Source organism: Sphingobium boeckii (assembly GCF_014199215.1).
GTDB lineage: Bacteria > Pseudomonadota > Alphaproteobacteria > Sphingomonadales > Sphingomonadaceae > Sphingobium_A > Sphingobium_A boeckii.
Window position 1 is genome coordinate 1 of the sequence record NZ_JACIJC010000002.1, and the last position, 21343, is coordinate 21343.

24 protein-coding genes and 1 pseudogene are annotated in these 21343 nt (G+C 62.0%); 9 read left to right on the forward strand and 16 right to left on the reverse strand.

Features of this window, described 5'->3' with window-relative positions; translation table 11 throughout:
• Window positions 1-72: 72 nt before the first annotated feature.
• Complete coding sequence (locus FHS49_RS05085; protein WP_184016044.1) at window positions 73-228, reverse strand: hypothetical protein; 156 nt, start codon at window positions 226-228, stop codon at window positions 73-75.
• A 14-nt stretch (window positions 229-242) separates the two neighbouring features.
• Window positions 243-713, reverse strand: coding sequence for an Lrp/AsnC family transcriptional regulator (locus FHS49_RS05090; protein ID WP_184016046.1), 471 nt, complete (start codon window positions 711-713; stop codon window positions 243-245).
• A gap of 100 nt (window positions 714-813) precedes the next feature.
• On the opposite strand from FHS49_RS05090, the gene FHS49_RS05095 reads away from it, so the two are divergent.
• From FHS49_RS05095 to FHS49_RS05110, 4 genes are all read left to right on the forward strand, one after another.
• Entirely contained in the window at window positions 814-1638 is an 825-nt protein-coding gene (locus FHS49_RS05095; protein WP_184016048.1) for a tryptophan 2,3-dioxygenase, read from the forward strand.
• Window positions 1638-2276, forward strand: coding sequence for an arylformamidase (gene kynB, locus FHS49_RS05100; protein ID WP_184016050.1), 639 nt, complete (start codon window positions 1638-1640; stop codon window positions 2274-2276). The genes FHS49_RS05095 and kynB overlap by 1 nt, the downstream gene beginning before the upstream one ends.
• Window positions 2273-3511, forward strand: coding sequence for a kynureninase (gene kynU, locus FHS49_RS05105; protein WP_184016052.1), 1239 nt, complete (start codon window positions 2273-2275; stop codon window positions 3509-3511). The genes kynB and kynU overlap by 4 nt, the downstream gene beginning before the upstream one ends.
• 66 nt (window positions 3512-3577) lie before the next feature.
• On the forward strand, window positions 3578-5170 hold the full coding sequence (locus FHS49_RS05110; protein ID WP_184017294.1) for an AMP-binding protein: 1593 nt from the start codon (window positions 3578-3580) through the stop codon (window positions 5168-5170).
• 195 nt (window positions 5171-5365) lie between these two features.
• On the opposite strand, the pseudogene FHS49_RS05115 reads toward FHS49_RS05110, so the two are convergent.
• A pseudogene (locus FHS49_RS05115) lies at window positions 5366-5866 on the reverse strand (phenylalanine 4-monooxygenase); the annotation flags it as partial.
• Between the two features lie 231 nt (window positions 5867-6097).
• The gene (locus FHS49_RS05120; RefSeq protein WP_184016054.1) at window positions 6098-7768 is read right to left on the reverse strand and encodes a tannase/feruloyl esterase family alpha/beta hydrolase; all 1671 of its coding nucleotides are present in this window, start codon (window positions 7766-7768) and stop codon (window positions 6098-6100) included.
• Here FHS49_RS05120 and FHS49_RS05125 point away from each other — a divergent pair.
• Window positions 7767-8048: a hypothetical protein gene (locus tag FHS49_RS05125; RefSeq protein ID WP_184016056.1), complete on the forward strand. Its 282-nt coding sequence runs from the start codon at window positions 7767-7769 to the stop codon at window positions 8046-8048. The two genes, FHS49_RS05120 and FHS49_RS05125, sit on opposite strands and share 2 nt — an antisense overlap.
• Here the strand turns inward: FHS49_RS05125 and FHS49_RS05130 are convergent.
• From FHS49_RS05130 to FHS49_RS05145, 4 genes are all read right to left on the reverse strand, one after another.
• Entirely contained in the window at window positions 8045-9436 is a 1392-nt protein-coding gene (locus FHS49_RS05130; RefSeq protein WP_184016058.1) for a leucyl aminopeptidase family protein, read from the reverse strand. The genes FHS49_RS05125 and FHS49_RS05130 overlap by 4 nt on opposite strands.
• 328 nt (window positions 9437-9764) lie before the next feature.
• The gene (locus tag FHS49_RS05135) at window positions 9765-10025 is read right to left on the reverse strand and encodes a hypothetical protein (RefSeq protein ID WP_184016060.1); all 261 of its coding nucleotides are present in this window, start codon (window positions 10023-10025) and stop codon (window positions 9765-9767) included.
• Between the two features lie 186 nt (window positions 10026-10211).
• Window positions 10212-11546: a 30S ribosomal protein S12 methylthiotransferase RimO gene (gene rimO, locus FHS49_RS05140; RefSeq protein ID WP_184016062.1), complete on the reverse strand. Its 1335-nt coding sequence runs from the start codon at window positions 11544-11546 to the stop codon at window positions 10212-10214.
• Window positions 11547-11631: 85 nt separating this feature from the next.
• Window positions 11632-12669 carry a potassium channel family protein gene (locus FHS49_RS05145; RefSeq protein ID WP_184016064.1) on the reverse strand — a complete coding sequence of 346 codons (1038 nt, stop codon included), beginning with the start codon at window positions 12667-12669 and terminating at the stop codon, window positions 11632-11634.
• Between the two features lie 195 nt (window positions 12670-12864).
• Between FHS49_RS05145 and FHS49_RS05150 the strand changes: the two genes are divergently transcribed.
• The 3 genes from FHS49_RS05150 to argC are packed head-to-tail and all read left to right on the forward strand — an operon-like array spanning window position 12865 to window position 14979.
• Window positions 12865-13185, forward strand: a complete 321-nt coding sequence (locus tag FHS49_RS05150; RefSeq protein ID WP_184017296.1) for a MarR family transcriptional regulator — start codon at window positions 12865-12867, stop codon at window positions 13183-13185.
• On the forward strand, window positions 13133-14038 hold the full coding sequence (locus tag FHS49_RS05155) for a C40 family peptidase (RefSeq protein ID WP_343052901.1): 906 nt from the start codon (window positions 13133-13135) through the stop codon (window positions 14036-14038). The genes FHS49_RS05150 and FHS49_RS05155 overlap by 53 nt, the downstream gene beginning before the upstream one ends.
• Window positions 14035-14979, forward strand: coding sequence for an N-acetyl-gamma-glutamyl-phosphate reductase (gene argC, locus FHS49_RS05160; protein WP_184016069.1), 945 nt, complete (start codon window positions 14035-14037; stop codon window positions 14977-14979). The genes FHS49_RS05155 and argC overlap by 4 nt, the downstream gene beginning before the upstream one ends.
• Window positions 14980-14985: 6 nt before the next feature.
• Here the strand turns inward: argC and FHS49_RS05165 are convergent, their stop codons facing one another.
• Window positions 14986-15285, reverse strand: coding sequence for a CcdB family protein (locus FHS49_RS05165; RefSeq protein ID WP_184016071.1), 300 nt, complete (start codon window positions 15283-15285; stop codon window positions 14986-14988).
• On the reverse strand, window positions 15285-15545 hold the full coding sequence (locus tag FHS49_RS05170; protein ID WP_246350379.1) for a type II toxin-antitoxin system CcdA family antitoxin: 261 nt from the start codon (window positions 15543-15545) through the stop codon (window positions 15285-15287). Before FHS49_RS05170 ends, FHS49_RS05165 begins: the two co-directional genes overlap by 1 nt.
• 84 nt (window positions 15546-15629) lie before the next feature.
• Here FHS49_RS05170 and FHS49_RS05175 point away from each other — a divergent pair, with 84 nt between their 5' ends.
• Entirely contained in the window at window positions 15630-16067 is a 438-nt protein-coding gene (locus FHS49_RS05175; RefSeq protein WP_184016073.1) for a hypothetical protein, read from the forward strand.
• Window positions 16068-16129: 62 nt separating this feature from the next.
• Here FHS49_RS05175 and FHS49_RS05180 read toward each other — a convergent pair whose 3' ends face one another.
• From FHS49_RS05180 to fabD, 6 genes are all read right to left on the reverse strand, one after another.
• Entirely contained in the window at window positions 16130-16669 is a 540-nt protein-coding gene (locus FHS49_RS05180; RefSeq protein WP_184016075.1) for a peroxiredoxin, read from the reverse strand.
• 107 nt (window positions 16670-16776) lie between these two features.
• Window positions 16777-17745 carry an endolytic transglycosylase MltG gene (gene mltG, locus FHS49_RS05185; RefSeq protein WP_184016077.1) on the reverse strand — a complete coding sequence of 323 codons (969 nt, stop codon included), beginning with the start codon at window positions 17743-17745 and terminating at the stop codon, window positions 16777-16779.
• A gap of 4 nt (window positions 17746-17749) precedes the next feature.
• A complete protein-coding gene (gene fabF / locus FHS49_RS05190) occupies window positions 17750-19009 on the reverse strand; it encodes a beta-ketoacyl-ACP synthase II (RefSeq protein WP_184016079.1) in 1260 nt (419 codons plus the stop codon).
• Between the two features lie 129 nt (window positions 19010-19138).
• Window positions 19139-19375: an acyl carrier protein gene (locus FHS49_RS05195; RefSeq protein WP_184016081.1), complete on the reverse strand. Its 237-nt coding sequence runs from the start codon at window positions 19373-19375 to the stop codon at window positions 19139-19141.
• A 114-nt stretch (window positions 19376-19489) separates the two neighbouring features.
• Window positions 19490-20227: a 3-oxoacyl-[acyl-carrier-protein] reductase gene (gene fabG / locus FHS49_RS05200; RefSeq protein WP_184017300.1), complete on the reverse strand. Its 738-nt coding sequence runs from the start codon at window positions 20225-20227 to the stop codon at window positions 19490-19492.
• A gap of 133 nt (window positions 20228-20360) precedes the next feature.
• Window positions 20361-21299 carry an ACP S-malonyltransferase gene (gene fabD, locus FHS49_RS05205; RefSeq protein ID WP_184016083.1) on the reverse strand — a complete coding sequence of 313 codons (939 nt, stop codon included), beginning with the start codon at window positions 21297-21299 and terminating at the stop codon, window positions 20361-20363.
• Window positions 21300-21343: the final 44 nt, after the last annotated feature.

A 21343-nucleotide genomic window follows, 5' to 3' on the forward strand; every position in this document is an offset into this window, starting at 1 on the left:
CGCCATCTTGACCCACCAATGAAACTCGAAACATAACCTACAGACGGGTCACTTCTCGATGAAAACCCCGGGTCACTTCTCAGCAGCAATCAACAGGGGTCCTTTTTGCACGCCGATCCACAGATGCAGGGTTGTGGGTGCGCGAAGATGCCATGAGCGGCGGACAAAGCCGTCGTTGATCATTTGCGCTTCGCTCTGCTCAATCCACTGTGGGCGTGAGATTTCCAAAGCCTCGCCAATCGCTATCGGATTGTGTCTCTGGGTTCGATTGCGGCGGTCAGGGCACCCCCCGCCTTGATGGTGTTCATGCAGATCATCGTGGTCGAGCGCTGCAGACCAGGCAAGAGGGAGATGTGCATCCGCAGCAGATTGTCCAGATCGTCGACATCGCGACAGGCCACCTTCATCACATAATCGGCCTCGCCCGCGATTGTGTGGCATTCCAGGATTGCGGGATTTGCCTGGACCGCCGTTTCGAACGCCTTGCGCATCGATGGATCGATCATGATCTGGATGATGGCGAACACGCCGAGCCCCAGCGATCGCGGATCGAGTTTCGCGCCATAGCCGAGAATGACCCCATTTTTCTCCAGCGATTGCACGCGCGCCCAACACGCCGTCTTGGACAGGCCGATGTCGCTCCCGAGTTCCTGGAAGGACTGACGCCCGTTCGATTCGATTGACTTCAGAATTTTCTGGTCGAGAACATTCATTCGCTTGATATCCCATATTGCAGCACATCGTTCATCAAACCTATCTCCAATTGTGAAAGAAGGGAACAATGTTTTCCGCGTTGCAGGATAGATTTGCGCCATGGAAAATCGCACCACAGCCGGCGCCGCAAGCGCATCGCCTTCCCCGACCTATGGAAGTTATCTGCGCTTGCCCGAGATACTTGCCGCACAGACACCCTTGTCCGACGCGCATGACGAGATGCTGTTCATCGTCATTCACCAGACATCCGAATTATGGATCAAATTATGCCTGCATGAACTCGGCGCTGCCTGTGCGGCGATCGCAGCGGACAATGTTCCTCCGGCGCTCAAGATGATGTCGCGCGTCGCACGGATTCAATCCCAGCTCATCCAATCTTGGGACGTACTGGCGACGATGACGCCGGCCGATTATTCGCGGATGCGCGAGAAGCTGGGCAGCAGTTCGGGCTTCCAATCGCATCAATATCGGCTGATGGAATTCGTCATGGGCAACAAGAACGCCCGTATGATCGAAGTGCATGAGGGAACGCCGGACATCAAGGCAATGCTGCAGGCGGGGCTGGAGCGGCCCGGCATCTACGACCTTTCGATCAGACTGCTCGCCACGCGCGGCCTGCCGATCCCGCAGGAGGCGATCGAGCGGGACGTGACCCAGCCCTATGCGGCCAATCCGGCCGTCGAGGCGGCCTGGGCTATCGTCTATCGCGATCCGGAACGCTATTGGGATCTCTATGAGCTGGCCGAGAAACTGGTCGATCTTGAATACCGATTCCAGCTCTGGCGGTTCGGTCATCTCAAGGCGATCGAGCGGATCATCGGCTTCAAACGGGGCACGGGCGGCACCGCGGGCGTTCCGTATCTGGCCGCGGTGGTCAATCAGGTCTTCTTTCCCGAATTGCTCGACGTCCGGAAAATCCTGTAATGGCAACCCGGCGCATCTTCGATATCTCGCAGACACTGTCCGCCACGCTCCCGGTCTGGCCGGGGGATACGCCATTTGAAGCCACGCCGCTTTGGGAGCATGGCGAGCATTGCCCGGTTGCCGTCGCGCGGCTGACGATGTCGCCCCACAGCGGCACGCACACCGACGCCCCCGTTCATTATGACCCCAAAGGCAAGGCGATGGCCGATGTGGCGCTCGATGCCTATCTCGGCATCGCCCGCGTTATCGATCTTTCCCACCGTACCGGTCCGATCCTGCCTGACGATATCGCCTTCGCGCTGGACGGCACGGTCGCGCGGCTGCTGATCCGGACCTGGAGCCGTTTCCCGCACGCCCAATGGGATAGCGCTTTCGCGCCGATTGCCGCCGAGACCATCCGGCTGCTCGCGCAGCATGGCGTTGCGCTGATCGGGGTGGACACCCCTTCTCTTGATCCGGAGGATTCAAAAACCATGGATGCCCATCTGGCCGTAAAGGATGCGGGAATGCACATTCTGGAGGGCATCGTCCTCGACGACGTCCCGCCCGGCGATTATGAATTGATCGCCCTTCCGCTCAAGATGGATGGCGTCGATGCGTCGCCCGTCCGTGCCATTTTGCGGGAGTTGATCGCATGACGCAGACACCACCGAAGCATATCCTCGACGCCGATCACGCCGATCCCTTGGCCCATTTCCGATCTGAGTTCCGATTGCCCGAAGGCATTATCTATCTCGACGGCAATTCGCTGGGCGCACTGCCGGCCGCGACTCCCGATCGCATGAAACAGGCGATCGAGATCGAATGGGGCCGCGATCTGATCGGGAGCTGGAACAGCCATGACTGGATCGGCGCGCCGCGGCGTGTCGGTGCCAAGATTGCGCGGATCGTCGGGGCGGGCGAGAATGACGTGGTCGTCGCCGATTCCACTTCGGTCAACCTGTTCAAGCTGCTCGTCGCGGCTTTGAAGCATCAGGACGACCGTTCAAAGATCCTGTCTGAACCCGGAAATTTCCCGACCGACCTGTATATTGCGCAGGGCGTGACCAATGTGCTCGAGGGCCGGCAACTCGTCACCTTGCCGGCGGATGACATCATCGACGCGATCGACGAGGACACTGCCGTCGTGCTGCTGACACATGTTCATTACAAGACCGGCCGCAAGTTCGACATGGCCAAGGTCACCGCCGCAGCCCATGACAAGGGGGCGCTTGTCATCTGGGACCTCAGCCATAGTGCCGGCGCGGTGCCGCTCGATCTCGCCGGCAGCGGCGCGGACCTGGCGATCGGATGCGGCTATAAATATCTCAACGGCGGCCCTGGTGCCCCCGCCTTCCTCTATGTCGCGCCCGCACTCCAAGGACGATTGGAAACGCCCTTGTCGGGATGGATGGGACATGCCAGCCCCTTCGCCTTTAATGATCAATATGAGGCCGGTGCAGGGATCGACCGCTTTCAATGCGGCACGGCGTCCATCCTCGCGCTGATCAGCCTGGAGGTGGGCGTCGATCTCCATCTGCGCACCGACATGGCGGCGCTGCAACGCAAGTCTGAAGCGCTTTCGTCGCTGTTCATCGCATTGGTGACGCCCCTGTGCGAGCAATTCGCTCTCTCGCTGGTCAGCCCGGCGGATCCGGCAGAACGCGGCAGCCACGTCTCCCTTGCGCACGATCATGCGTTCGAGATCTGCCAGGCTCTCATCGCGCGCGGCGTCGTGGGCGATTTCCGGGCACCCGAAGTCCTGCGGTTCGGGTTCACACCATTATATACGCGCTTTTCCGATGTCTGGAGCGCGGTCTGCATCCTGCAGGATATCCTGTCTACGCGGGCGTGGGATGCCGAACAGTTCCGGGCACGCTCGCGCGTCACCTGATGTGCAGCGCCCGCCTGATCATTCAATCGCAGCCATGCCGCCCAGTCATAGATCGAGGTGAACGACATGTATGATGCCTTTGTCCGCGATCATCTTCCGCTCAGGCAAGCCCAGCCGGACTTCCTGTTCGACCGGCCCGAGTTGCAATATCCCGCAACGCTGAACGCTGCAGTCGAGATCGTCGATCGCGCGGTGGCTGAAGGTGATGGCGATCGCGTGGCCATCGTCAACGATGCCGGCCGATGGACCTATGCCGAGCTGGCGGATCTTTCGGCCCGCATCGCCCGTATCCTGGTGGAAGACGAAGGACTGGTGCCCGGCAACAGGGTGCTATTGCGTGGCCCCAACAATGCCATGCTATTTGCAAGCTGGCTGGGCGTGCTTAAGGCCGGCGGCATTGCCGTCACCACCATGCCGATCCTGCGCGCGCAAGAGATTTCGGCCATCCTGGCAAAAGCCCGGATCAGCCATGCCATCGTCGATGGACGGACAGAGGCGGATTTTCTCCCCGCATGGCAAGCCTCGGACCATGGCCGATCTCTGCTGACCTATCAGGGCGACGGCGGCGAAGGCCTGTTGGAGCAGCGCATCGCGCAAGCCGCACCGGGATTCCCGGCGATCGAGACCAAGGCTGACGATCCAGCGCTGATCGCCTTCACCTCGGGCACGACCGGCCATCCCAAGGGTTGTATCCAGTTCCACCGCGACATCCTGGTGCCCAACGACACCTTCGCACGCCATATCCTCAAGCCCCGGCGCGATGACGTCTTCGCTTGTTCCGCGCCAATCGCCTTCACCTTCGGCCTGGGTGCGCTGCTGATCTTCCCGCTGCTCGCCCGCGCTACGGCGCTGACCATCGAACGCCCCGCCCCCGCCGCCTTGCTGGCTGCCGCGGCGCAACACGGGGTCACCATATTGTTGACCGCGCCCACCGCTTATAAGGAAATGCTGCACCAATTGGCTGGCCAGGATTTGTCTGCGCTGCGCATGTGCGTCTCGGCGGGTGAGCACCTTCCCGAAGCAACCGCGCGCGCCTGGCACGAAGCGACGGGCGTGCGCATCATCGACGGCATCGGCGCCACCGAGATGATGCACATTTTCATCTCGGCTGCGGGAGACGATATCCGCCCCGGTGCCACAGGCCTGCCGGTTCCGGGCTTCGAGGCGTGCATCCTGGACGATGCGGGAAACCCCCTGTCGTCAGGAACCGGGCGGCTGGCGGTCAAGGGACCGTGCGGCTGCCGCTATCTCGATGACACGCGACAGGCGAATTACGTCCTCAACGGCTGGAACGTCACCGGCGACACCTATCGTCTCGATGCGCAGGGCTATTTCTGGTATGTCTCGCGGTCCGACGACATGATCGTGTCCTCCGGCTATAATATCGGTGCGCCCGAGGTGGAAAATGCGTTGCTGGCGCATCCTGCGGTGCGCGAATGCGCAGTGATTGGCGTGCCCTGCGATCAACGCGGACAGCGCGTCAAGGCGTTCATCGTCACGGGTGATCCGGCACCGCCGCCATCCCTGGCGAAGGAACTGCAGGATCATGTAAAGATGTTGATCGCGCCCTATAAATATCCGCGAGAGATCGTGTTCGTCGCGCAACTGCCGAAGACGGGCAATGGCAAGCTCCAGCGTTACGCCCTGCGGGACCTGTAACCGGCGACAGGCGCAGCGCGGCATGGAGCCGACAAGGCAGGCTCGGCTTGCTCGAAGACACGCACGATGGCGTTTCATGGAAAAGCCCCGGTCGCGGTCGCCGTGCGCTGTCGGCCCGCTGCGGAGGCTATCCTTTTGCCGCGATTACCCAGGTATCGAACCACCCGAACGTCTCCGCGACCGGTGTCAGGGCGGTCATGCCCCCACCAGCTTGCTTCGCGCATAGGCTTGGGTTCCGCGGGTGATCACGGTGTCGCCGGGCAGGATGGTTTCGATCTCGATCGTCCCCTGCCCCTCAAGCTCGGCATAAAGCGGCCCGAAATCGATCTCCTGGGTCTGGCGCAGCAAATCCTCGAAACTGTCGATGACGAAATACGTCTGCTGATAGTCGTCGATCCGATATTGGGTGCGCATGAGCCGCTTGAGATCGAAGCCCAACCGGTTGGGCGAGGGATCGTCGAGCGCGAAGACGGATTCGCCAAAGGACGATACGATGCCTGCCCCGTAGATCCGCAGATCGCCGCCCGTGCGGATCAGCCCGAATTCGACGGTATACCAATAAAGTCGCGCCAGTTTCTCGATCGCGCCCAGCCCGGCGGCGCGCTGCCCGCCGACGCCATAAGCCTGCATGTAATCGGCGAATACCGGATTGGCGAGCAAGGGCACATGGCCGAAGACATCGTGGAAGATGTCGGGCAATATCTCGCCCGCGGCGGTCAGGATAAGGCCTTGGTGGTACGTTTGAACAAGGGGGCACCGATATCCAGATGATCCGATGCGCGGCGGATAGCCCCCCTTCGCGCCACCTCGTCGAAATACATGAGCGCTCTCGAGTGCAGCATCGGCAGCATGACCTTATTTTTCTATTTTTGACAGCACGTTCTTATCAAAATATAGGTCGACCACAAGTTGGAACCACATGGAGCTTCAATCCCGAGGCATTTCAGTGGACGCAGCATGGCTGCCTGTGCAGCTATAGCTTGCCGGATTGCGTGGGTCGCCGCCGGCGCGGAGCACGGCCTTTCTAGGCCAGGCACACAACAGCCGCTGCCCCTCCGGCTTTTGCGCGGGAAAGCCCAATGCGCCGCCCGGATCGGAACGGCCGATCAGGCTGTCGGGGCGCACGTCTTTTTCGACCCAGTCCTGCAGCGCGGCTACCATGCTGTTTGCCCGACTGTCTCCCTCTTGCGGCGCATTGAGTTGGCCGAATGACCAGGGTCCGTTGCCCCCCACGCAATGCTGAACCCCGGGCACCATGAAGAGTCGCGACGAGTCCTTGGCCTTTTCGCCTGACTGTCTAAGCATGGCCTCGTGATACCACAGCGTCCCCTCCGGCGGGATCGCCGCATCGGCCCAGCCATGCCATGTAATGAGTTTGCCGCCCCGCGCAAAAAATCGCGAAAGGTCGGGCGAAGCATCGAGATCATTGGACAATGCAGCCTTCAGCCGTGCGGGATCGGTATCGAAATCGAACGTCTCGGGCGTGGCAAAGGGCTTATCGATAAAATCACCGAGAAAGCCGCCCGCCAAGGCATTGCTCGTGGGTTTTTGGGGCGATCCTTCCCAGATATAGGCGTCCCATCCCAGAAAGGGGAAGGGCGTGCTGACCTCAGAACCGGCGGGAAGATAGGCCGCTGTCAACTGCCGCCCGGCGGCATCGCGCGGCCCCGCATAGATTTTCTTGAGCGCCGTGATCTGCGGCGGACTGAAACATTGATCCGATTTCGAAGTGCCGCAGGCCAGCTTTGACACGTCGAACCTGCATTGGCGCGGATCAGCGACAAGACCATCGACCTGCCCATCGCCCGCGTCGCATTGCCGGATCACTTCATCCTGAACCAACTGCCCCTGCTCCGGCCGGATCGCCGCGCCCGGCGCTTTCTGCGATTGAATGGAGAGTGACATGACTATCGCCAGATCCGTCAGGCTCGCGGCGGGCGCGCCGGCCACGATGCCGTCATAATCGTCGGGGAAGCGGGATGCTTCGATCAACCCCTGGCGTCCACCACCTGAACAGCCCACGAAATAGGACCGATCCGCATCACGCCCGTAAAACGCGCGGATAAGTTGCTTGGCCGCGATCGTGCTCAGATGAACGGCGCGCCAGCCATAGTCCCGCACGCGCTGCGGATGCCCCCTCGCCCAGCTACTGTCGGCGGACGGCCACCCGGAAGCCGTACTGTCATGCCCCGTATCCGTTGCCACGCCCACCTGCCCGCCCTTCACGGCGAGCGCCAGCATCATATGATCCACATAGCCAGCGAAACCACCGACACCAACGCCATGGAGCCGACCATCCCATCGGGTCGTCGGCATCCACACCTCGAACCCGATGTTCGAACCCTGTTCGGGCATGATCCGCCCGACGATGCGGCAAAAGGAAGGAAGCCCGGCAACCGGCATCCCGTCCGGCGCCTGTCCGGTGAGATCGAAGATTTTGACGCCGGCCACCGGATCTTGAGCGGGTTGCGTCTGCGCGGTCACGATCGTCACGCCTTCGGCCTGGAAGCCGGTCAGTGTTGAGCATCCGTCGCTGATGGCGGGCGCGGCCGCCTGCCCTGCCGCCGCGCGCACCTCGCCGGTCGCGCTCATCATCATGGCTGCCGCAGAAAACGACGCCAACATTGTCCTGTTTTTCCAATTCACGGTCAGCCCCTCAAATGGCGCGCGCCTGCCTGCATTACTCGCCTTATTGTCGGCCCGCCTGCCAGTCGCTCGATCGGCACAAGTTGGTCCAATTCCGCCGCTCTCGCCACATCAAAAAAAGGAGCGATGCGTTCGCATTATTATGACCGACACCGCGCAGCCTGCGGGTGCCGCGGCATTCGGCGGCATGATCGTGCCGCCACAACGCGCCCCTCGACAAGAGACGGCCTAAGCCGGATACCGCGCCTTGAGCATCGCCCAGGCGGCGCGCAGACCCAGTGCTTCGCCGCCCTTGGGGCGGCCGGGCTTGGCCGCGGGACGCCAGGCGAAAGTGTCGAAATGCGCCCAGGGCATATCCCTCGGCACGAATTTATCCAAAAAGAGCGCCGCGGTGACCGCGCCCGCAAAGCCGCCGTCGGGCGAATTGTTGAGATCGGCAATGTCGGATTTGAGCATGTCGGCATAGCCCGCCCATAAGGGCATCCGCCACAGGGGATCGCTCTCCGCCACGCCCGCTGCCAGCAACGCCTCGGCCAGTGCGTCGTCATTGGCGAACAGCGCCGGCAGATCGGGGCCAAGCGCCACGCGCGCCGCACCCGTGAGCGTCGCGAAATCCAGGATAAGTGCGGGCTTCTCCTCCACCGCCTTGGCCAGCGCATCGCCCAGCACGAGCCGCCCCTCAGCATCGGTATTGGTCACCTCCACCGTCAGCCCCTTGCGGCTTTTGAGCACGTCGCCGGGGCGAAAGGCATTGCCCGCAATCGCATTTTCCACCGCCGGGATCAGCAGATGGAGCCGCACCGGCAAGCGCTGCTCCATCACGAGTTGCGCCAGCGCCAGCGCATGGGCCGCGCCGCCCATATCCTTCTTCATCAGCCGCATCCCTGCAGACGGCTTGATATCCAGGCCGCCGCTATCGAAGCACACGCCCTTCCCCACGATCGCCACGCGCGGATGCTTGGGATGGCCCCAGATGAGTTCGATCAGCCGCGGCGCGTTTTTCTTCTCCGCCGCCATGCCGACCGCATGGATCATCGGATAACCCGATTCCAGATCACCGCTCTTGGTGACGGTCACCTCTGCGCCATGCGCCTTGGCGAGATTTTCCGCCTTGGCCTGAAGATCCGCCGGCCCCATGTCCGCCGCGGGCGTGTTGACCAGATCGCGCACCAGCGCGGTCGCCTCGGCAATGCGCACGGTCTCTTCGATCCGCGCAACGTCGGTGGTGAGCAACACACGCGGCCCGGTGGGCTTTTCCACCTTTTTATATGCCTCGAACGCATATTGCGCGGTGAGCCAGCCCAGCGTTGCCACACCGGGATCCCGCCCCTCCACGCGGTAAACGCCTTCGGGCAGGGTCTCCGCCAGCTTCGCAAGGCACCATGCGGACAGCCCCTCCACATTGGCGACGACAGTGACCACCGACCAGTCCTCGGCCTTGTCCCCCGGCAGGATCGCGCTGGCATAGCCAACGGGCTTGAGCTTCTGCGCCTCGACTGCCGCCCGATGGCGCGGCGGCTGGGCTTTCAGCCAGTCATCAAAACCGTTCTTGTCGACCAGATGGACGCTGCGCGCAGGCTGGCCCTTGTCGGCTTGGAGCAAGGGAGAAAGATCGGTCATCGGGATGGCTATGGTCCTATCAGTCAACAGAGGCGATTGATCGATTCGATCAATCATCGAAGCGCAAGTTCATACCGTCCATGCAACACGATCAAGCGGATTGAAGAAGGCGCTGTGATCGAGTGAAACGATCAGAAGACGGCGTGGCTGCGATAGTGTGGAGGCGGGCATAAGCGGACGGTAATCCCCGATCCGCCTGTAGGACAGGGATTTTTGGAGGAGCGATATGCCGCTACCGATCCATCTCGATCGTTCAGCCGCGCTTTTGCATCCCCAGTCCCGATCGTCCGCCGTCGGTCACTGACTGCGGCGGGTCTGACGAGATATTCTAAGATGGATCAGTCGGCAGACCGCGCAAAGTGGCAGCGATCTGCCCCTCCGCCGTGGTCGCTTCGGCAATGAGCAGACGCAAGGCCTTTGCGGTATCTTCCAGCAGTCCGTCACCAAGAGGCCGCTCGCCATTGATGAAACGGCGGATCGCCCGCTCGTCTATGCCAAGGCGTCGAGAGAATGCCGTGGTGCCACCGAACAGTTGAACGCAATAAGCAAAATGCTCGCGTCGCTCGTCCACCGAAAATGTCTCTGTCATTGTTACCCTTTTTGTTCGCTGTCGGTGGTCATAGGCGATCGTCCGAACGAGACGCAAACGACCAACTCCGTCCGTTCGGGCTGAGCCTATCTAAGCCCTTCGATCGGAAAAAGAAGAAGGCTTCGACAGGCTCAGCCCGGACGGGGCCGTATGCGACAATAGGCAAGCCGGGCAAAGTCCGCCCCCTTACCCGCCGACCGGGACCCCGAACAGATCGTGCTCGTCGGCATCCTCGATCTCGACGCGGACGATATCGCCCTGCTTCAAGCCCTCTGCATCGCGCAGCAGCACAGTGCCGTCGATCTCCGGCGCATCGGCCTTGGAGCGTCCGGTGGCACCGCCCTCCTCATCCACTTCGTCGATGATCACGTCGAGCGTGCGGCCGATCTTGGCCTGGAGCTTTTCCGCGGAAATCCGCGCGGTCAACTCCATCAGGCGGGCGTAGCGCTCTTCCTTGATCTCTTCGCGGACAGGGTCCGGCAGATCATTGGCGGCCGCGCCCTCCACGGGTTCGAAGCGGAACGCCCCGACGCGATCAAGCCGGGCTTCCTCAAGCCAGTCCATCAGATATTTGAAATCATCCTCAGTCTCGCCGGGGAAACCGACCACGAAGGTGGAGCGGATTGCGATATCGGGCTCGATCACGCGCCAGTTGCGGATGCGATCGAGGATCTTGGCCTCATTGGCGGGCCGCTTCATCGCGCGCAGCACCGGGCGGCTGGCGTGCTGGAAGGGGATATCGAGATAGGGCAGCACCAGCCCCTCCGCCATCAAGGGGATCACATGATCCACATGGGGGTAAGGATAGACATAATGCAGCCGCACCCAGGCACCGAGCTTGCCGAGTTCGCGCGATAGATCGGTCATGTGTGCGCGGACGTCCTCGCCCTTCCACGGGCGCGGCTGATGCTTGATGTCCACGCCATAAGCCGAAGTATCCTGGCTGATGACCAGCAATTCCTTCGTCCCCGCCGCGATCAGCTTTTCGGCCTCGCGCAGGATCGCATCGGGGCGGCGGCTGACCAGATCGCCCCGCAGACTCGGGATGATGCAGAAGGAACAGCGATGGTTGCAGCCCTCCGATATCTTCAAATAGCTGTAATGTCGCGGCGTCAGCTTCAGATCGCGCTCCGGCACCAGATTGAGAAAGGCACTGGGCGGCATCGGGGCGGCATCATAGACCGCGCCGACCACATCCTCATATTGATGCGCCCCGGTGATCGCCAGCACATTGGGAAAGCGTGCACGGATCGTCTCGGCTTCCTTGCCCATGCAGCCGGTGACGATCACGCGGCCATTTTCGGCCATCGCCTCGCCAATCGCCTCAAGGCTTTCCTCCTTGGCGGAATCCAGAAAACCGCAGGTATTGACCAGCACGACGTCAGCCCCCGCATAATCGGGGGACATGGCATAGCCATCGGCGCGCAGCTTGGTCAGGATCCGCTCGCTATCGACGAGATTCTTCGGACAGCCGAGCGAGACCATGCCGATTTTCGGCGGAGAAGGGAGTATGGTTGCCATGGGAGCCGCGCACATAAGGCTTTCGCGCGCAAATGTCATCAGGCGGGATCATCCACCCGTTCCCGTTGGAAGATGGAGTCAGCCCTCACCCCATATTATCGCCCGGCACGATCTCGATGATCATATCCCCGGCCTGCAGCGCGCGTGCCTCCGGCTCCCAATAGCCGAAAGGCGCGCCGTGGCGGTAGAGCCGGACGGCCATGCCGGTTTCGACCGCGGAGAGCGGCTTGCCGACTTCGCGCGCGGTCACCACCCGCTCCGCCAGCTTCACCCGCCCATCTGTCGCCGCCAAGTCGGCCATGTAATCGGCGATATGCGGGCCATGGCAGGACCCCGCGAGCAGCAGCCCGGAAAAGCTCACCGGATTGATGACCGTGGTGGCCCCCGCCTGCTTGGCCAGCGTCTCATTATCCTCTGCCCGGACCAACACGCTGATCGGAACGGTGGCAGCCAGATGGCGGACGGTGAGCACGATCAGGATCGAACTGTCATCCCGGCCCGCGGAGACGATCACCGCGCGCGCGCGGCCGATCTTCACGTCCTTCAGAGTCTGATCGCGCGTGGCATCCGCCTCGATCACCGCGCAGCCCTTCGATTCGGCGCGCTCAAGCGCGATCTGCGACGAATCGATCACCACGATCTCCTCGGGCCGGGTGCCGCGCGCCAGCAATTCGTCCACCGCCTCCGATCCGCTGGTGCCGAATCCGCAGACGACGATGTGGTTGTTCAGATTTTTCTGGATCAGCTTCATGCGCCATTTGTCCCATGTTCGCTTCAGAACGAAATTATATGCCGTGCCGATGAAGATCAGCACGACGAACACCCGGATGGGCGTCACGATCAACGCATCGAACAGCCGCGCGCGATCGCTGACCGGCGCGATATCGCCATAGCCGGTGGTGGTGATGGAGATCATCGTGAAATAGATGACGTCGGTGAAGCTGACCACGCCATCATAATTGTCACGCAGGCCCAGGCGATCGAACCAATGCACACCGATGGCGATGCCCGTAAGCCCCAGCACCAGCAGCACCCGCCACCCGATCGCAACCCACACCGGGGTGCGGGATTGGCGCTGGAGCGTTTCATAGCGGAGGTCGCGGGTGGATTTGGGACGGGCCATCGCGCCGGAGCCTAGATCAAGTGCGAGCGGCTTGGCCAGCGATGATGCGGCGGAAACAGCGTCGATTGACGTAAATTGGTTTCGTCCTTGAAACCGCTTTGCCCATCGCGCGTTATGCCATGACGAACCCGTTCCAAAAGGCCTGAATGCAGGCAGAGTGAGGATATAGTGGCTGACGCCGCCCTGAATGGCTGGATGAATACGCTGACAGCTTATGTGCGCTCGGGAAATCCCGATCTCACCAATCGCCAGATGGCATTGCTGCTGCTGGTTTACCTTCTTCCAGGGCCGCATACCGTGCGCGGGATCGCCCAATCGCTGAATGTCTCCAAGCCCGTTGTCACGCGCGCCTTGAACAAGCTGGGCGCTCTCGGCTATCTGCGCCGCCAGCGCGACGATGCGGACCGCCGCAATATATTCGTTGCGAAGACGCGTGAAGGGGCAGAATTTCTTGAAGGCTTCGGTGAACTCATTGGGAAAACAGGCGAAACGGCGCGAGAGCACGAACACGCCTGAAGGCTTTGGCCTGATCGGACGCTCGGCTGCGCTGGACCGGCGGATCCATGCCGTGCGTGGCGACATCGCCGACATCGCCTTGGCCGGTGTGCTTTTCGCGCCGCATTATGCCCGCCCCATGACCCGGCGCTGCAGCGTGCCCGTCGCCGCCGTCAGAGAAGCGCCGGGCGATGATGCCGAACTGATATCCGAATTGCTCCACGGTGAAGCGTTCGAGATTCTTGATCTGAGCGGCGCATGGGCCTGGGGCTATTCGGCGCATGATCATTATGTCGGCTATATCAGGCAAGATGTGCTGGACGATTCCCCTGCCCCTGCCTGGCGCGTGCGCGTGCGCAGCGCAGAGGTTCTGAACGCGGCGACCGAGGGTGCCAGCGTGCGTGAACGGCTGTCGATGGGCGCGCTGGTGGCAGGAACCCTGGATGGCGACGGTGTCGAAACGGCGAAAGGCTGGATCGCGCGGGAATCGCTCCAGCCGGCCAATCATGTGGGCGGCGATCCCGTCACCTTCGCCCAGCAGATGATCGGCGTCCCCTATCTCATGGGCGGCCGCAGCGTGGACGGCATCGACTGTTCCGGACTGGTGCAGCTATCGCTCGCGCTTACAGGGGTCTCAGCCCCGCGCGACAGCGATCTCCAGGCCGAAGCGCTGGGCACGCCACGCGCGCCCGACGCGGCGTTGCGGCGCGGCGATTTCATCTTTTTCGAAGGGCATGTGGGGATGATGGTGGATGCGGAACGCATGATCCACGCCAATGGCAATGCCAATGCCGTGAGCATCGATCCGGTAGCCGATGTCCGCGCGCGCGCCGCCGCCAAGGGTGTGGACAGCTTCATGGTGCGGCGGGCATGAGCGCGCAGGTCTTCATCGATGGCGGCGCGGGCACCACCGGCCTCGAAATCGTCGAACGGCTTTCCGGTCGCAGCGATCTCTCGTTGATCACGCTGGCCGACAACAAACGCAAGGATGCCGCCGCCCGGCGCGAGGCGCTGAACGATGCCGATGCCGTCATCCTGTGCCTGCCCGACGATGCCGCGCGCGAAGCCGTGTCGCTGATCGCCAACGACCGCACCCGCGTGATCGACGCCTCCACGGCGCACCGGACCGCACCGGGCTGGACCTATGGCTTTGCCGAGCTTGCGCCCGGCCAGCGCGCAGCGATCGCGCAGTCCAGGCGCATTTCCAATCCGGGCTGCTATCCCACCGGCTTCCTGGCGCTTGTCCGGCCTCTGGTGGCCGCGGGCCTGATCCCGGCGGACTGGCCCTTCACCACCAACGCCACCTCGGGCTATTCGGGCGGCGGCAAGGCGATGATCGCTGCGTTTGAAGATCCGGACGCGCCAGACGCCACCGATACGGCATTTCGCATCTATGCCCTCGGCCTTGGCCACAAGCATGTGAGCGAGATGCAGGCCCATGCCGCGCTCGCCCATCCGCCGATCTTCATGCCCGCCGTCGCGCGCACCTATCGCGGGATGATCGTCGAAGTGCCGCTGCAGCTTTGCGCCATGCCCGAAGCGCCGTCGCTCGGTGCGATTCGCGATGCACTGACTGAAGCCTATGCCGATTCCGCCCTGGTCAGCGTCAATGTCGAAGACGGTCTTTCCCTGATCACGCTTGAGCGTCAGGCATGCACCGATCGCCTCGAACTGTTCGTGTTCGGCCATGAGTCCGCCGGACAGGTCCGGCTGGTCGCCGCGCTCGACAATCTGGGCAAGGGCGCTGCGGGCGCGGCCGTGCAGAATCTCAACATATCGCTGGGCCTGGACGAGCTTTTGGGGTTGCGCGCCTAGGGGCGGTCAATAACCGCTCAACAACATGTCGAGCGCGTTCATGATTTTCGTGTCCTGATCGATAAGCGATCCGATCCGTTCACCCAATTCTCTGACGGAGACCGCTGCAGCAAACTGTGTCACCATCACGCAGGACTCGCCGCCAATTTGGAATATGGGATTGAGGCGGTCCGCGGCCTTCGGCGCATGATCGATGGGCAAGAGTGGAACGACAAAACAGCTGTTCAATCCCTTCAGCAGATCGGCCTGACAATCGATCAGATAGCCACTGCCCCCTGACATTCGATAGACGTCGAATTTCGCCATCAAAACTGACGATAGCGCGCGAGCGGCAATCCGTTCTGCTCAACAAAATCATTGGATGAAGCGATCGCATCGCCATTCTCGGCCAACCAGCGCGCCGCCTTCGTTTCCGAAATCTGCTCGGCCAATCCACGTTCACAGGCGCGAGAGATATTGATATCCAATGCCTTCGCCTCCTCAATCAAGCCCGCGTTAAGCGAGATATTGGTGGGTTTTCTGGCAAGAGACGTCATGGTCCGCTCCATTTTATGCGCATGATTCATGCGCATTTATCTATTCCCAATGCCGGTATTTGCCAAGCATTCCATTTTGTCGCAGCATCCCCGCATACATTCAGGGGGATGATCATGGCTGAAAGGACGAAAGCGAATGCACCCGGCTGGTTCTGGCTGGTGGCGATCGTGTTTCTGCTGTGGAGCCTGGCGGGTTGTTTCGCCTGTTATACGCAGCTCACCCTCACCCCGCAGGATCTCGCGAAACTGCCCGCTGCGCAGCAGGATGCCTGGAGCGCGATGACCCCATTGCCGAAGATCGCCTATGTCGTCGCGGTGGCGGCGGGTCTTCTGGGCTCGATCCTGCTGCTGATGCGCAGCGGCCTCGCAAGGCTACTGTTCATCGTGTCGCTGATCGGGGTGCTGATCCAGTTCGGCTGGTTCTTCGGAATTTATGCGGAGCTGCAGAAGCTGGGCGCATCGTCTGCAGCGTTTCCGGCCTTCATCGTGGCGATGGCGCTGATCGAGATCTGGTTTTCGGGCCTGGCCGCTCGACGAGGCTGGCTGCGCTAAAATGAAAAAGGGGTCCGGCACGCGCCTGACCCCTTTTTCATTTACCGCTGATGTTCAGGCGTTCAGGCGGGATTGGCCTTGAGCCATTCCAGCACGGGTTCGGGCTTGGTTTCGCCATAAGGGTCGCTGTCCGAACCCACGTCGTTGATGCCCGGTTCCTCGAACCAGCCGACCACCGTGCCATTATCGACGACCATCGCATAACGCCACGAACGATCGCCGAACCCGAGATGGTCCTTCTTGATCAACATGCCCATGCGACGCGTGAAATCGCCCGAACCATCGGGGAGCAATTTCACGTTCTTGATCCCGAGACCCTTGCCCCATTGATACATCACGAACGCATCATTGACCGAGACGCAATAGACTTCATCCGCGCCCGCGGCCTTGAGATCGTCATACAGACGCTCGAACGCCGGGCATTGCTCTGTGCTGCAGGTGGGCGTGAACGCACCCGGCAGGGAAAAGACGACCACCCGCTTCTTGCCCTTGAACAGGGCACCGGTCTGCAGATCTTCCCAGCGGAAGGGATTGGGGCCGCCCACCGCTTCATCGCGCACGCGGGTCTTGAGTGTCACATCGGGAACAGTGCGTCCGAGCATTGAATAATCTCCTGTTAGATCTCTGAAAGCCGGAAAAACCTATGGCGGGCGTGCATGAAAAGCGCCAATCGATTAACGAAGATACTTTGATCGATCGAACCGATCAATCACATCTCGCCGCGAGACTTCCTGAGCGCATACCATTTCTGGACGTTGGCATTATGCTGTTCGAGCGTGTCGGCAAACACATGCCCACCCGAACCGTCCGCCACGAAATACAGCGCATTGCTTTCGGCCGGATCGAGCACCGCCGCGATCGAGGCGCGGCCGGGATTGGCGATCGGCCCGGCGGGCAGGCCCACCATCGCATAGGTGTTATAGCCGTTCATCGCCTGCAATTCGGAGCGCAGGATGCGGCGACCGATCGGCTTGCCCTTGCTGGTGGGATAGATGACCGTTGGATCGGCCTGCAACTTCATCCCGCGCTTCAGGCGATTGCCATAAACGGCGGCGACCGTTCGGCGTTCGCCCGGCACGCCGGTTTCCTTCTCCACGATGGAGGCCAGGATCATCGCCTCGCGCGGGCTGGCGACCGCGATACCGGCTTTGCGCGTCTCCCAAAGCGCGGCCATCGTCTTCGTCATCGCCGCCTGCATCCGCTTGACCACGGACGCGCGCGTCTCCCCCCGCTCGAAACTGTAGCTGTCTGGCAGGATAGATCCTTCCGCGGGCACGGCGATGGTCCCGGTCAGCAGCTTTTCGGCCATCAGTCGCTCATGGACCATGATTGAGGGCATACCCTCTGGAATCATCACGAAGCGCTGCAGCGTCTTGCCGCCCTGAAGCATCTTGAGCACGTCGGCGCCGCTCATCCCTGCCGGCACGCGATATTCGCCGGACTGGATCGGCGCACCGCCGCCCAGCAATTTGGCGAAGGTGAGGAAAGTCTTGGCCGATCGGATCGCACCCGCTTTTTCAAGATCCGCCGCTGCGCTGGTAAGCGAAGCGCCGGTCTTGATCGTCACGGTCAGATTCTGCGTGGCCGGCCCCGCTCCGCCCCATGTGCGCAGCACATAGAGCGCCGAAAGCCCAAGCAGGGCCGCTACGATCAGGCCGAAGCAGCCGAGCTTGCGCATGATATCAGAGCGCCTTCATCACCAGGCTGGCGTTGGTGCCGCCAAAGCCGAAGCTGTTGTTCAGCACCGCCTTGATCTTGCGCTCCTTGGCCTTCAGCGGAACGAGATCGATCCCCTGACAGCCATCGCTCGGATTTTCCAGATTGAGCGTGGGCGGGGCGATCTGATCGCGCATGGCGAGCAGGCAGAAGATCGATTCGACCGCCCCTGCGCCGCCGAGCAGATGTCCGATCGCGGATTTGGTGGAGCTCATCGAGATATTGCTGATTTCGCTGCCGAACAGGCGGCGGACAGCACCCAGTTCCAGTTCGTCGCCCAGCGGTGTCGAGGTGCCATGCGCGTTGACATAATCGATGTCGGACATCGCCAGGCCCGATTTCCGCATCGCCATTTCCATCGAGCGGAATGCGCCTGAACCTTCGGGATGCGGCGCAGTGACGTGATAGGCATCGCCCGACAGGCCATAACCCAGCACTTCGCCATAGATTTTCGCGCCGCGCGCTTTGGCCCGCTCATATTCCTCGAGCACGACGACGCCCGCGCCCTCGCCCATCACGAAGCCGTCGCGATCCTTGTCCCATGGCCGGCTTGCGCGTTCGGGCGTCGCGTTGAAATTGGTCGAAAGCGCACGTGCCTGTGCAAAGCCGGCGATGCCGAGCGGACAGATCGCGCCTTCAGCGCCGCCCGCGAGCATCACATCCGCATCGTCCAGCGCGATCATCCGCGCGGCGTCGCCGATGGAATGCGCGCCGGTGGAGCAAGCGGTGACGACGGCATGGTTCGGCCCCATCAGCCCGTATTTGATGCTCACCTGACCCGAGATCAGGTTGATCAGGCGTCCGTGCACGAAATGCGGGGACACGCGGCGCGGACCCTTTTCGTGAAGCACGATCGATTCACTGGCGATGCCGGGAAGCCCGCCGATGCCGGCCCCGATCGAGCAGCCCGCGCGAAAGCGTTCTTCCTCGCTCATGTCGGTCAGCCCGGCGTCTTCCAGCGCCTGGCCTGCCGCATCGATGCCATAGATGATGAAGGGATCCACCTGACGCTGGACCTTGTGATCCACGCGCAAATTGGGATCGAACCCGTTTTCCGTGCCCGCAGGCTTCACCTCGCAGGCGATCGTGCAGGCATATCCGCTCGCGTCGAAGCGCGTGATCTGGCCTGCGCCCGATTTGGCGGCAAGGATGTTTTTCCAGACGGTTTCAACATCGGCCCCGAGAGGCGTGACCAATCCCAGTCCGGTGACGACGACGCGGCGCATATCTCAAACTCCTCGGGGGTGTCCCCATCCCTTGAAACCAAGGGGTATTACGCAAAACGGCCCCCCGGCCCTGTATGATCCCGGGTCGGGGAGCCGTTTAGAATGTCGCGGCTCTCGTGAGAGGCCGGATCAGCCCTTATTGGCGTCGATGAACGTGATCGCGTCCTTCACGGTCGAGATCTTCTCGGCCGCATCGTCGGGGATCTCGACGCCGAATTCTTCTTCGAACGCCATGACCAGTTCGACAATATCGAGGCTGTCTGCGCCCAGATCGTCGATGAAGCTTGCATCTTCGGTCACTTTTTCGGCTTCGACGCCGAGATGTTCGACGACGATCTTCTTCACGCGGTCGGCGGTCTCGCTCATGGAAGGTCCTTCTCTTAACGGGTGTTCATGTTTCGTCGTCTGCCCTAATCGCCCGTCACGCCGCTGGCAAGAGGGGGAGAACGAAGGCAGACCGGATATGGGGCATTGACGCCCTTAAACCATCGCCATTCCGCCATTTACGTGCACGGTCTGCCCCGTCACATACGCCGCTTCGCGGCTGGCCAGATAGGCCACCGCAGCGCCCACATCGCTGCCTTCGCCCAATTTTCCAGCCGGGATTCGCGCCGTGAGCGCTTCTTTCTGCGCCTCTGGCAACGCATCGGTCATCGGGGATGCGATGAAGCCGGGCGCCACGCAATTCACGGTGATGTTGCGGCTTGCCAGCTCCTGCGCCAGCGCCTTGGACATGGCGGTCAGCCCCCCCTTGGACGCCGCATAATTGGCCTGCCCCGGATTGCCGGTGGCCCCCACCACCGATGTGATCGAGATCACCCGGCCGAACCGCGCCTTCATCATCGGCTTGGCGGCGGCGCGGACGAGGCGGAATGCCGCCTCCAGATTGACGCGGATCACGCTATCCCATTCCTCATCCTTCATCCGCATCACCAGATTGTCGCGCGTGACGCCGGCATTGTTGACGAGGATATCGAGATGGCCAAGCGCCTCCACCGCGCGCGGGATCAGTCCATCCACCGCCGCGCCATCGGAAAGATCGCATACCAAAGTCACATGGTCGCCACCCAGTTCGGCGCGAAATGCCTCCAGCTTATCGGCATTGGAGCCCGACAGCGCCAGCCGCGCGCCCTGCCCCGCCAGCGCCTTCGCCACGGCGGACCCGATCCCGCCCGAAGCGCCCGTCACCAGCGCGGTCATTCCTGTCAGATCGAACATCATACAAAACTCCGTTTGCCCTGAGCCTGTCGAAGGGTCTTCCTTCTTGCGACCTCAAGCAGAAAAGAAAAAGGCTTCGACAGGCTCAGCCCGAACGGGGTGTGAGTCTGTCTATAGGCGGCTCTGCGCTAACCTATAAAATCTTCAGCAACGCCTCGATATCATCCATCGACACCACGCTTACCGTCTCCACCTCGCCCACGGCGCTGCGCTTGACCATCGGGCCGAGCACCTTGCCGCCGAATTCGACGAATTGCGTCACGCCGGCGGCTTCCATGGCGATTACCGATTCGCGCCAGCGCACGCGGCCCGTGACCTGCTCCACCAGCAAGGTGCGGATGGTATCGGCGCTTGCTACCGGTGCTGCGGTCACATTGGCGAAGACCGGCACCAGCGGCCCCTTGAGATCAGCCGTAGACAAGGCCTCGGCCATGGCATCGGCGGCAGGCTGCATCAGCGGGCAATGGAAGGGTGCCGAGACGGGCAGCAATATGCCGCGTTTGATGCCATGCTCCTTGACCAGGGCAATGGCGCGCTCGATCGCGTCCTTATGTCCGGAAATCACGACCTGCGAGGGATCATTGTCATTCGCGACGGTGCAGATTTCACCCTCGGCCGCGGCGTCCGCCAGCGCCTGCGCCTTTTCGATATCGGCCCCCAGCAAGGCCGCCATCGCGCCCACGCCGACGGGCACCGCCGCCTGCATCGCCTGCCCGCGCAGCTTGAGCAGCCTGGCGGTGGTCCGCACCTCGAGCGCCTCGGCGGCGCACAAAGCGGTATATTCGCCCAGGCTGTGCCCCGCGACATAGGATGCCTTTTCGGGCAGGCGCACGCCGCCTTCCTTTTCCAGCACGCGCAAGGTGGCAATCGCATTGGCCATGATCGCGGGCTGCGCATTTTCGGTCAGCGTCAGATCGCGTTCATCGCCCTCGGTCATCAGCTTGTAGAGATGCTGACCCAGCGCCTCGTCCACTTCCTGAAACACTTCGCGGGCGGCGGGACTGGACTCGGCCAATGCCTTGCCCATGCCGATGGCCTGGCTGCCCTGGCCGGGAAATATGAAAGCCTTCATGGCGCGGTTGGCTCCTGTTACAAATGGCGACACAAAAAGGATTG

Coding starts and splice junctions, on each gene's coding strand:
- FHS49_RS05090 (WP_184016046.1), bottom strand. CDS start 713: ATGAATGTTCTCGACCAGAAAATTCTGAAGTCAATCGAATCGAACGGG.
- FHS49_RS05095 (WP_184016048.1), top strand. CDS start 814: ATGGAAAATCGCACCACAGCCGGCGCCGCAAGCGCATCGCCTTCCCCG.
- kynB (WP_184016050.1), top strand. CDS start 1,638: ATGGCAACCCGGCGCATCTTCGATATCTCGCAGACACTGTCCGCCACG.
- kynU (WP_184016052.1), top strand. CDS start 2,273: ATGACGCAGACACCACCGAAGCATATCCTCGACGCCGATCACGCCGAT.
- FHS49_RS05110 (WP_184017294.1), top strand. CDS start 3,578: ATGTATGATGCCTTTGTCCGCGATCATCTTCCGCTCAGGCAAGCCCAG.
- FHS49_RS05125 (WP_184016056.1), top strand. CDS start 7,767: ATGGCTGCCGCAGAAAACGACGCCAACATTGTCCTGTTTTTCCAATTC.
- FHS49_RS05120 (WP_184016054.1), bottom strand. CDS start 7,768: ATGATGATGAGCGCGACCGGCGAGGTGCGCGCGGCGGCAGGGCAGGCG.
- FHS49_RS05130 (WP_184016058.1), bottom strand. CDS start 9,436: ATGACCGATCTTTCTCCCTTGCTCCAAGCCGACAAGGGCCAGCCTGCG.
- FHS49_RS05135 (WP_184016060.1), bottom strand. CDS start 10,025: ATGACAGAGACATTTTCGGTGGACGAGCGACGCGAGCATTTTGCTTAT.
- rimO (WP_184016062.1), bottom strand. CDS start 11,546: ATGGCAACCATACTCCCTTCTCCGCCGAAAATCGGCATGGTCTCGCTC.
- FHS49_RS05145 (WP_184016064.1), bottom strand. CDS start 12,669: ATGGCCCGTCCCAAATCCACCCGCGACCTCCGCTATGAAACGCTCCAG.
- FHS49_RS05150 (WP_184017296.1), top strand. CDS start 12,865: ATGAATACGCTGACAGCTTATGTGCGCTCGGGAAATCCCGATCTCACC.
- argC (WP_184016069.1), top strand. CDS start 14,035: ATGAGCGCGCAGGTCTTCATCGATGGCGGCGCGGGCACCACCGGCCTC.
- FHS49_RS05165 (WP_184016071.1), bottom strand. CDS start 15,285: ATGGCGAAATTCGACGTCTATCGAATGTCAGGGGGCAGTGGCTATCTG.
- FHS49_RS05170 (WP_246350379.1), bottom strand. CDS start 15,545: ATGAATCATGCGCATAAAATGGAGCGGACCATGACGTCTCTTGCCAGA.
- FHS49_RS05175 (WP_184016073.1), top strand. CDS start 15,630: ATGGCTGAAAGGACGAAAGCGAATGCACCCGGCTGGTTCTGGCTGGTG.
- FHS49_RS05180 (WP_184016075.1), bottom strand. CDS start 16,669: ATGCTCGGACGCACTGTTCCCGATGTGACACTCAAGACCCGCGTGCGC.
- mltG (WP_184016077.1), bottom strand. CDS start 17,745: ATGCGCAAGCTCGGCTGCTTCGGCCTGATCGTAGCGGCCCTGCTTGGG.
- fabF (WP_184016079.1), bottom strand. CDS start 19,009: ATGCGCCGCGTCGTCGTCACCGGACTGGGATTGGTCACGCCTCTCGGG.
- FHS49_RS05195 (WP_184016081.1), bottom strand. CDS start 19,375: ATGAGCGAGACCGCCGACCGCGTGAAGAAGATCGTCGTCGAACATCTC.
- fabG (WP_184017300.1), bottom strand. CDS start 20,227: ATGTTCGATCTGACAGGAATGACCGCGCTGGTGACGGGCGCTTCGGGC.
- fabD (WP_184016083.1), bottom strand. CDS start 21,299: ATGAAGGCTTTCATATTTCCCGGCCAGGGCAGCCAGGCCATCGGCATG.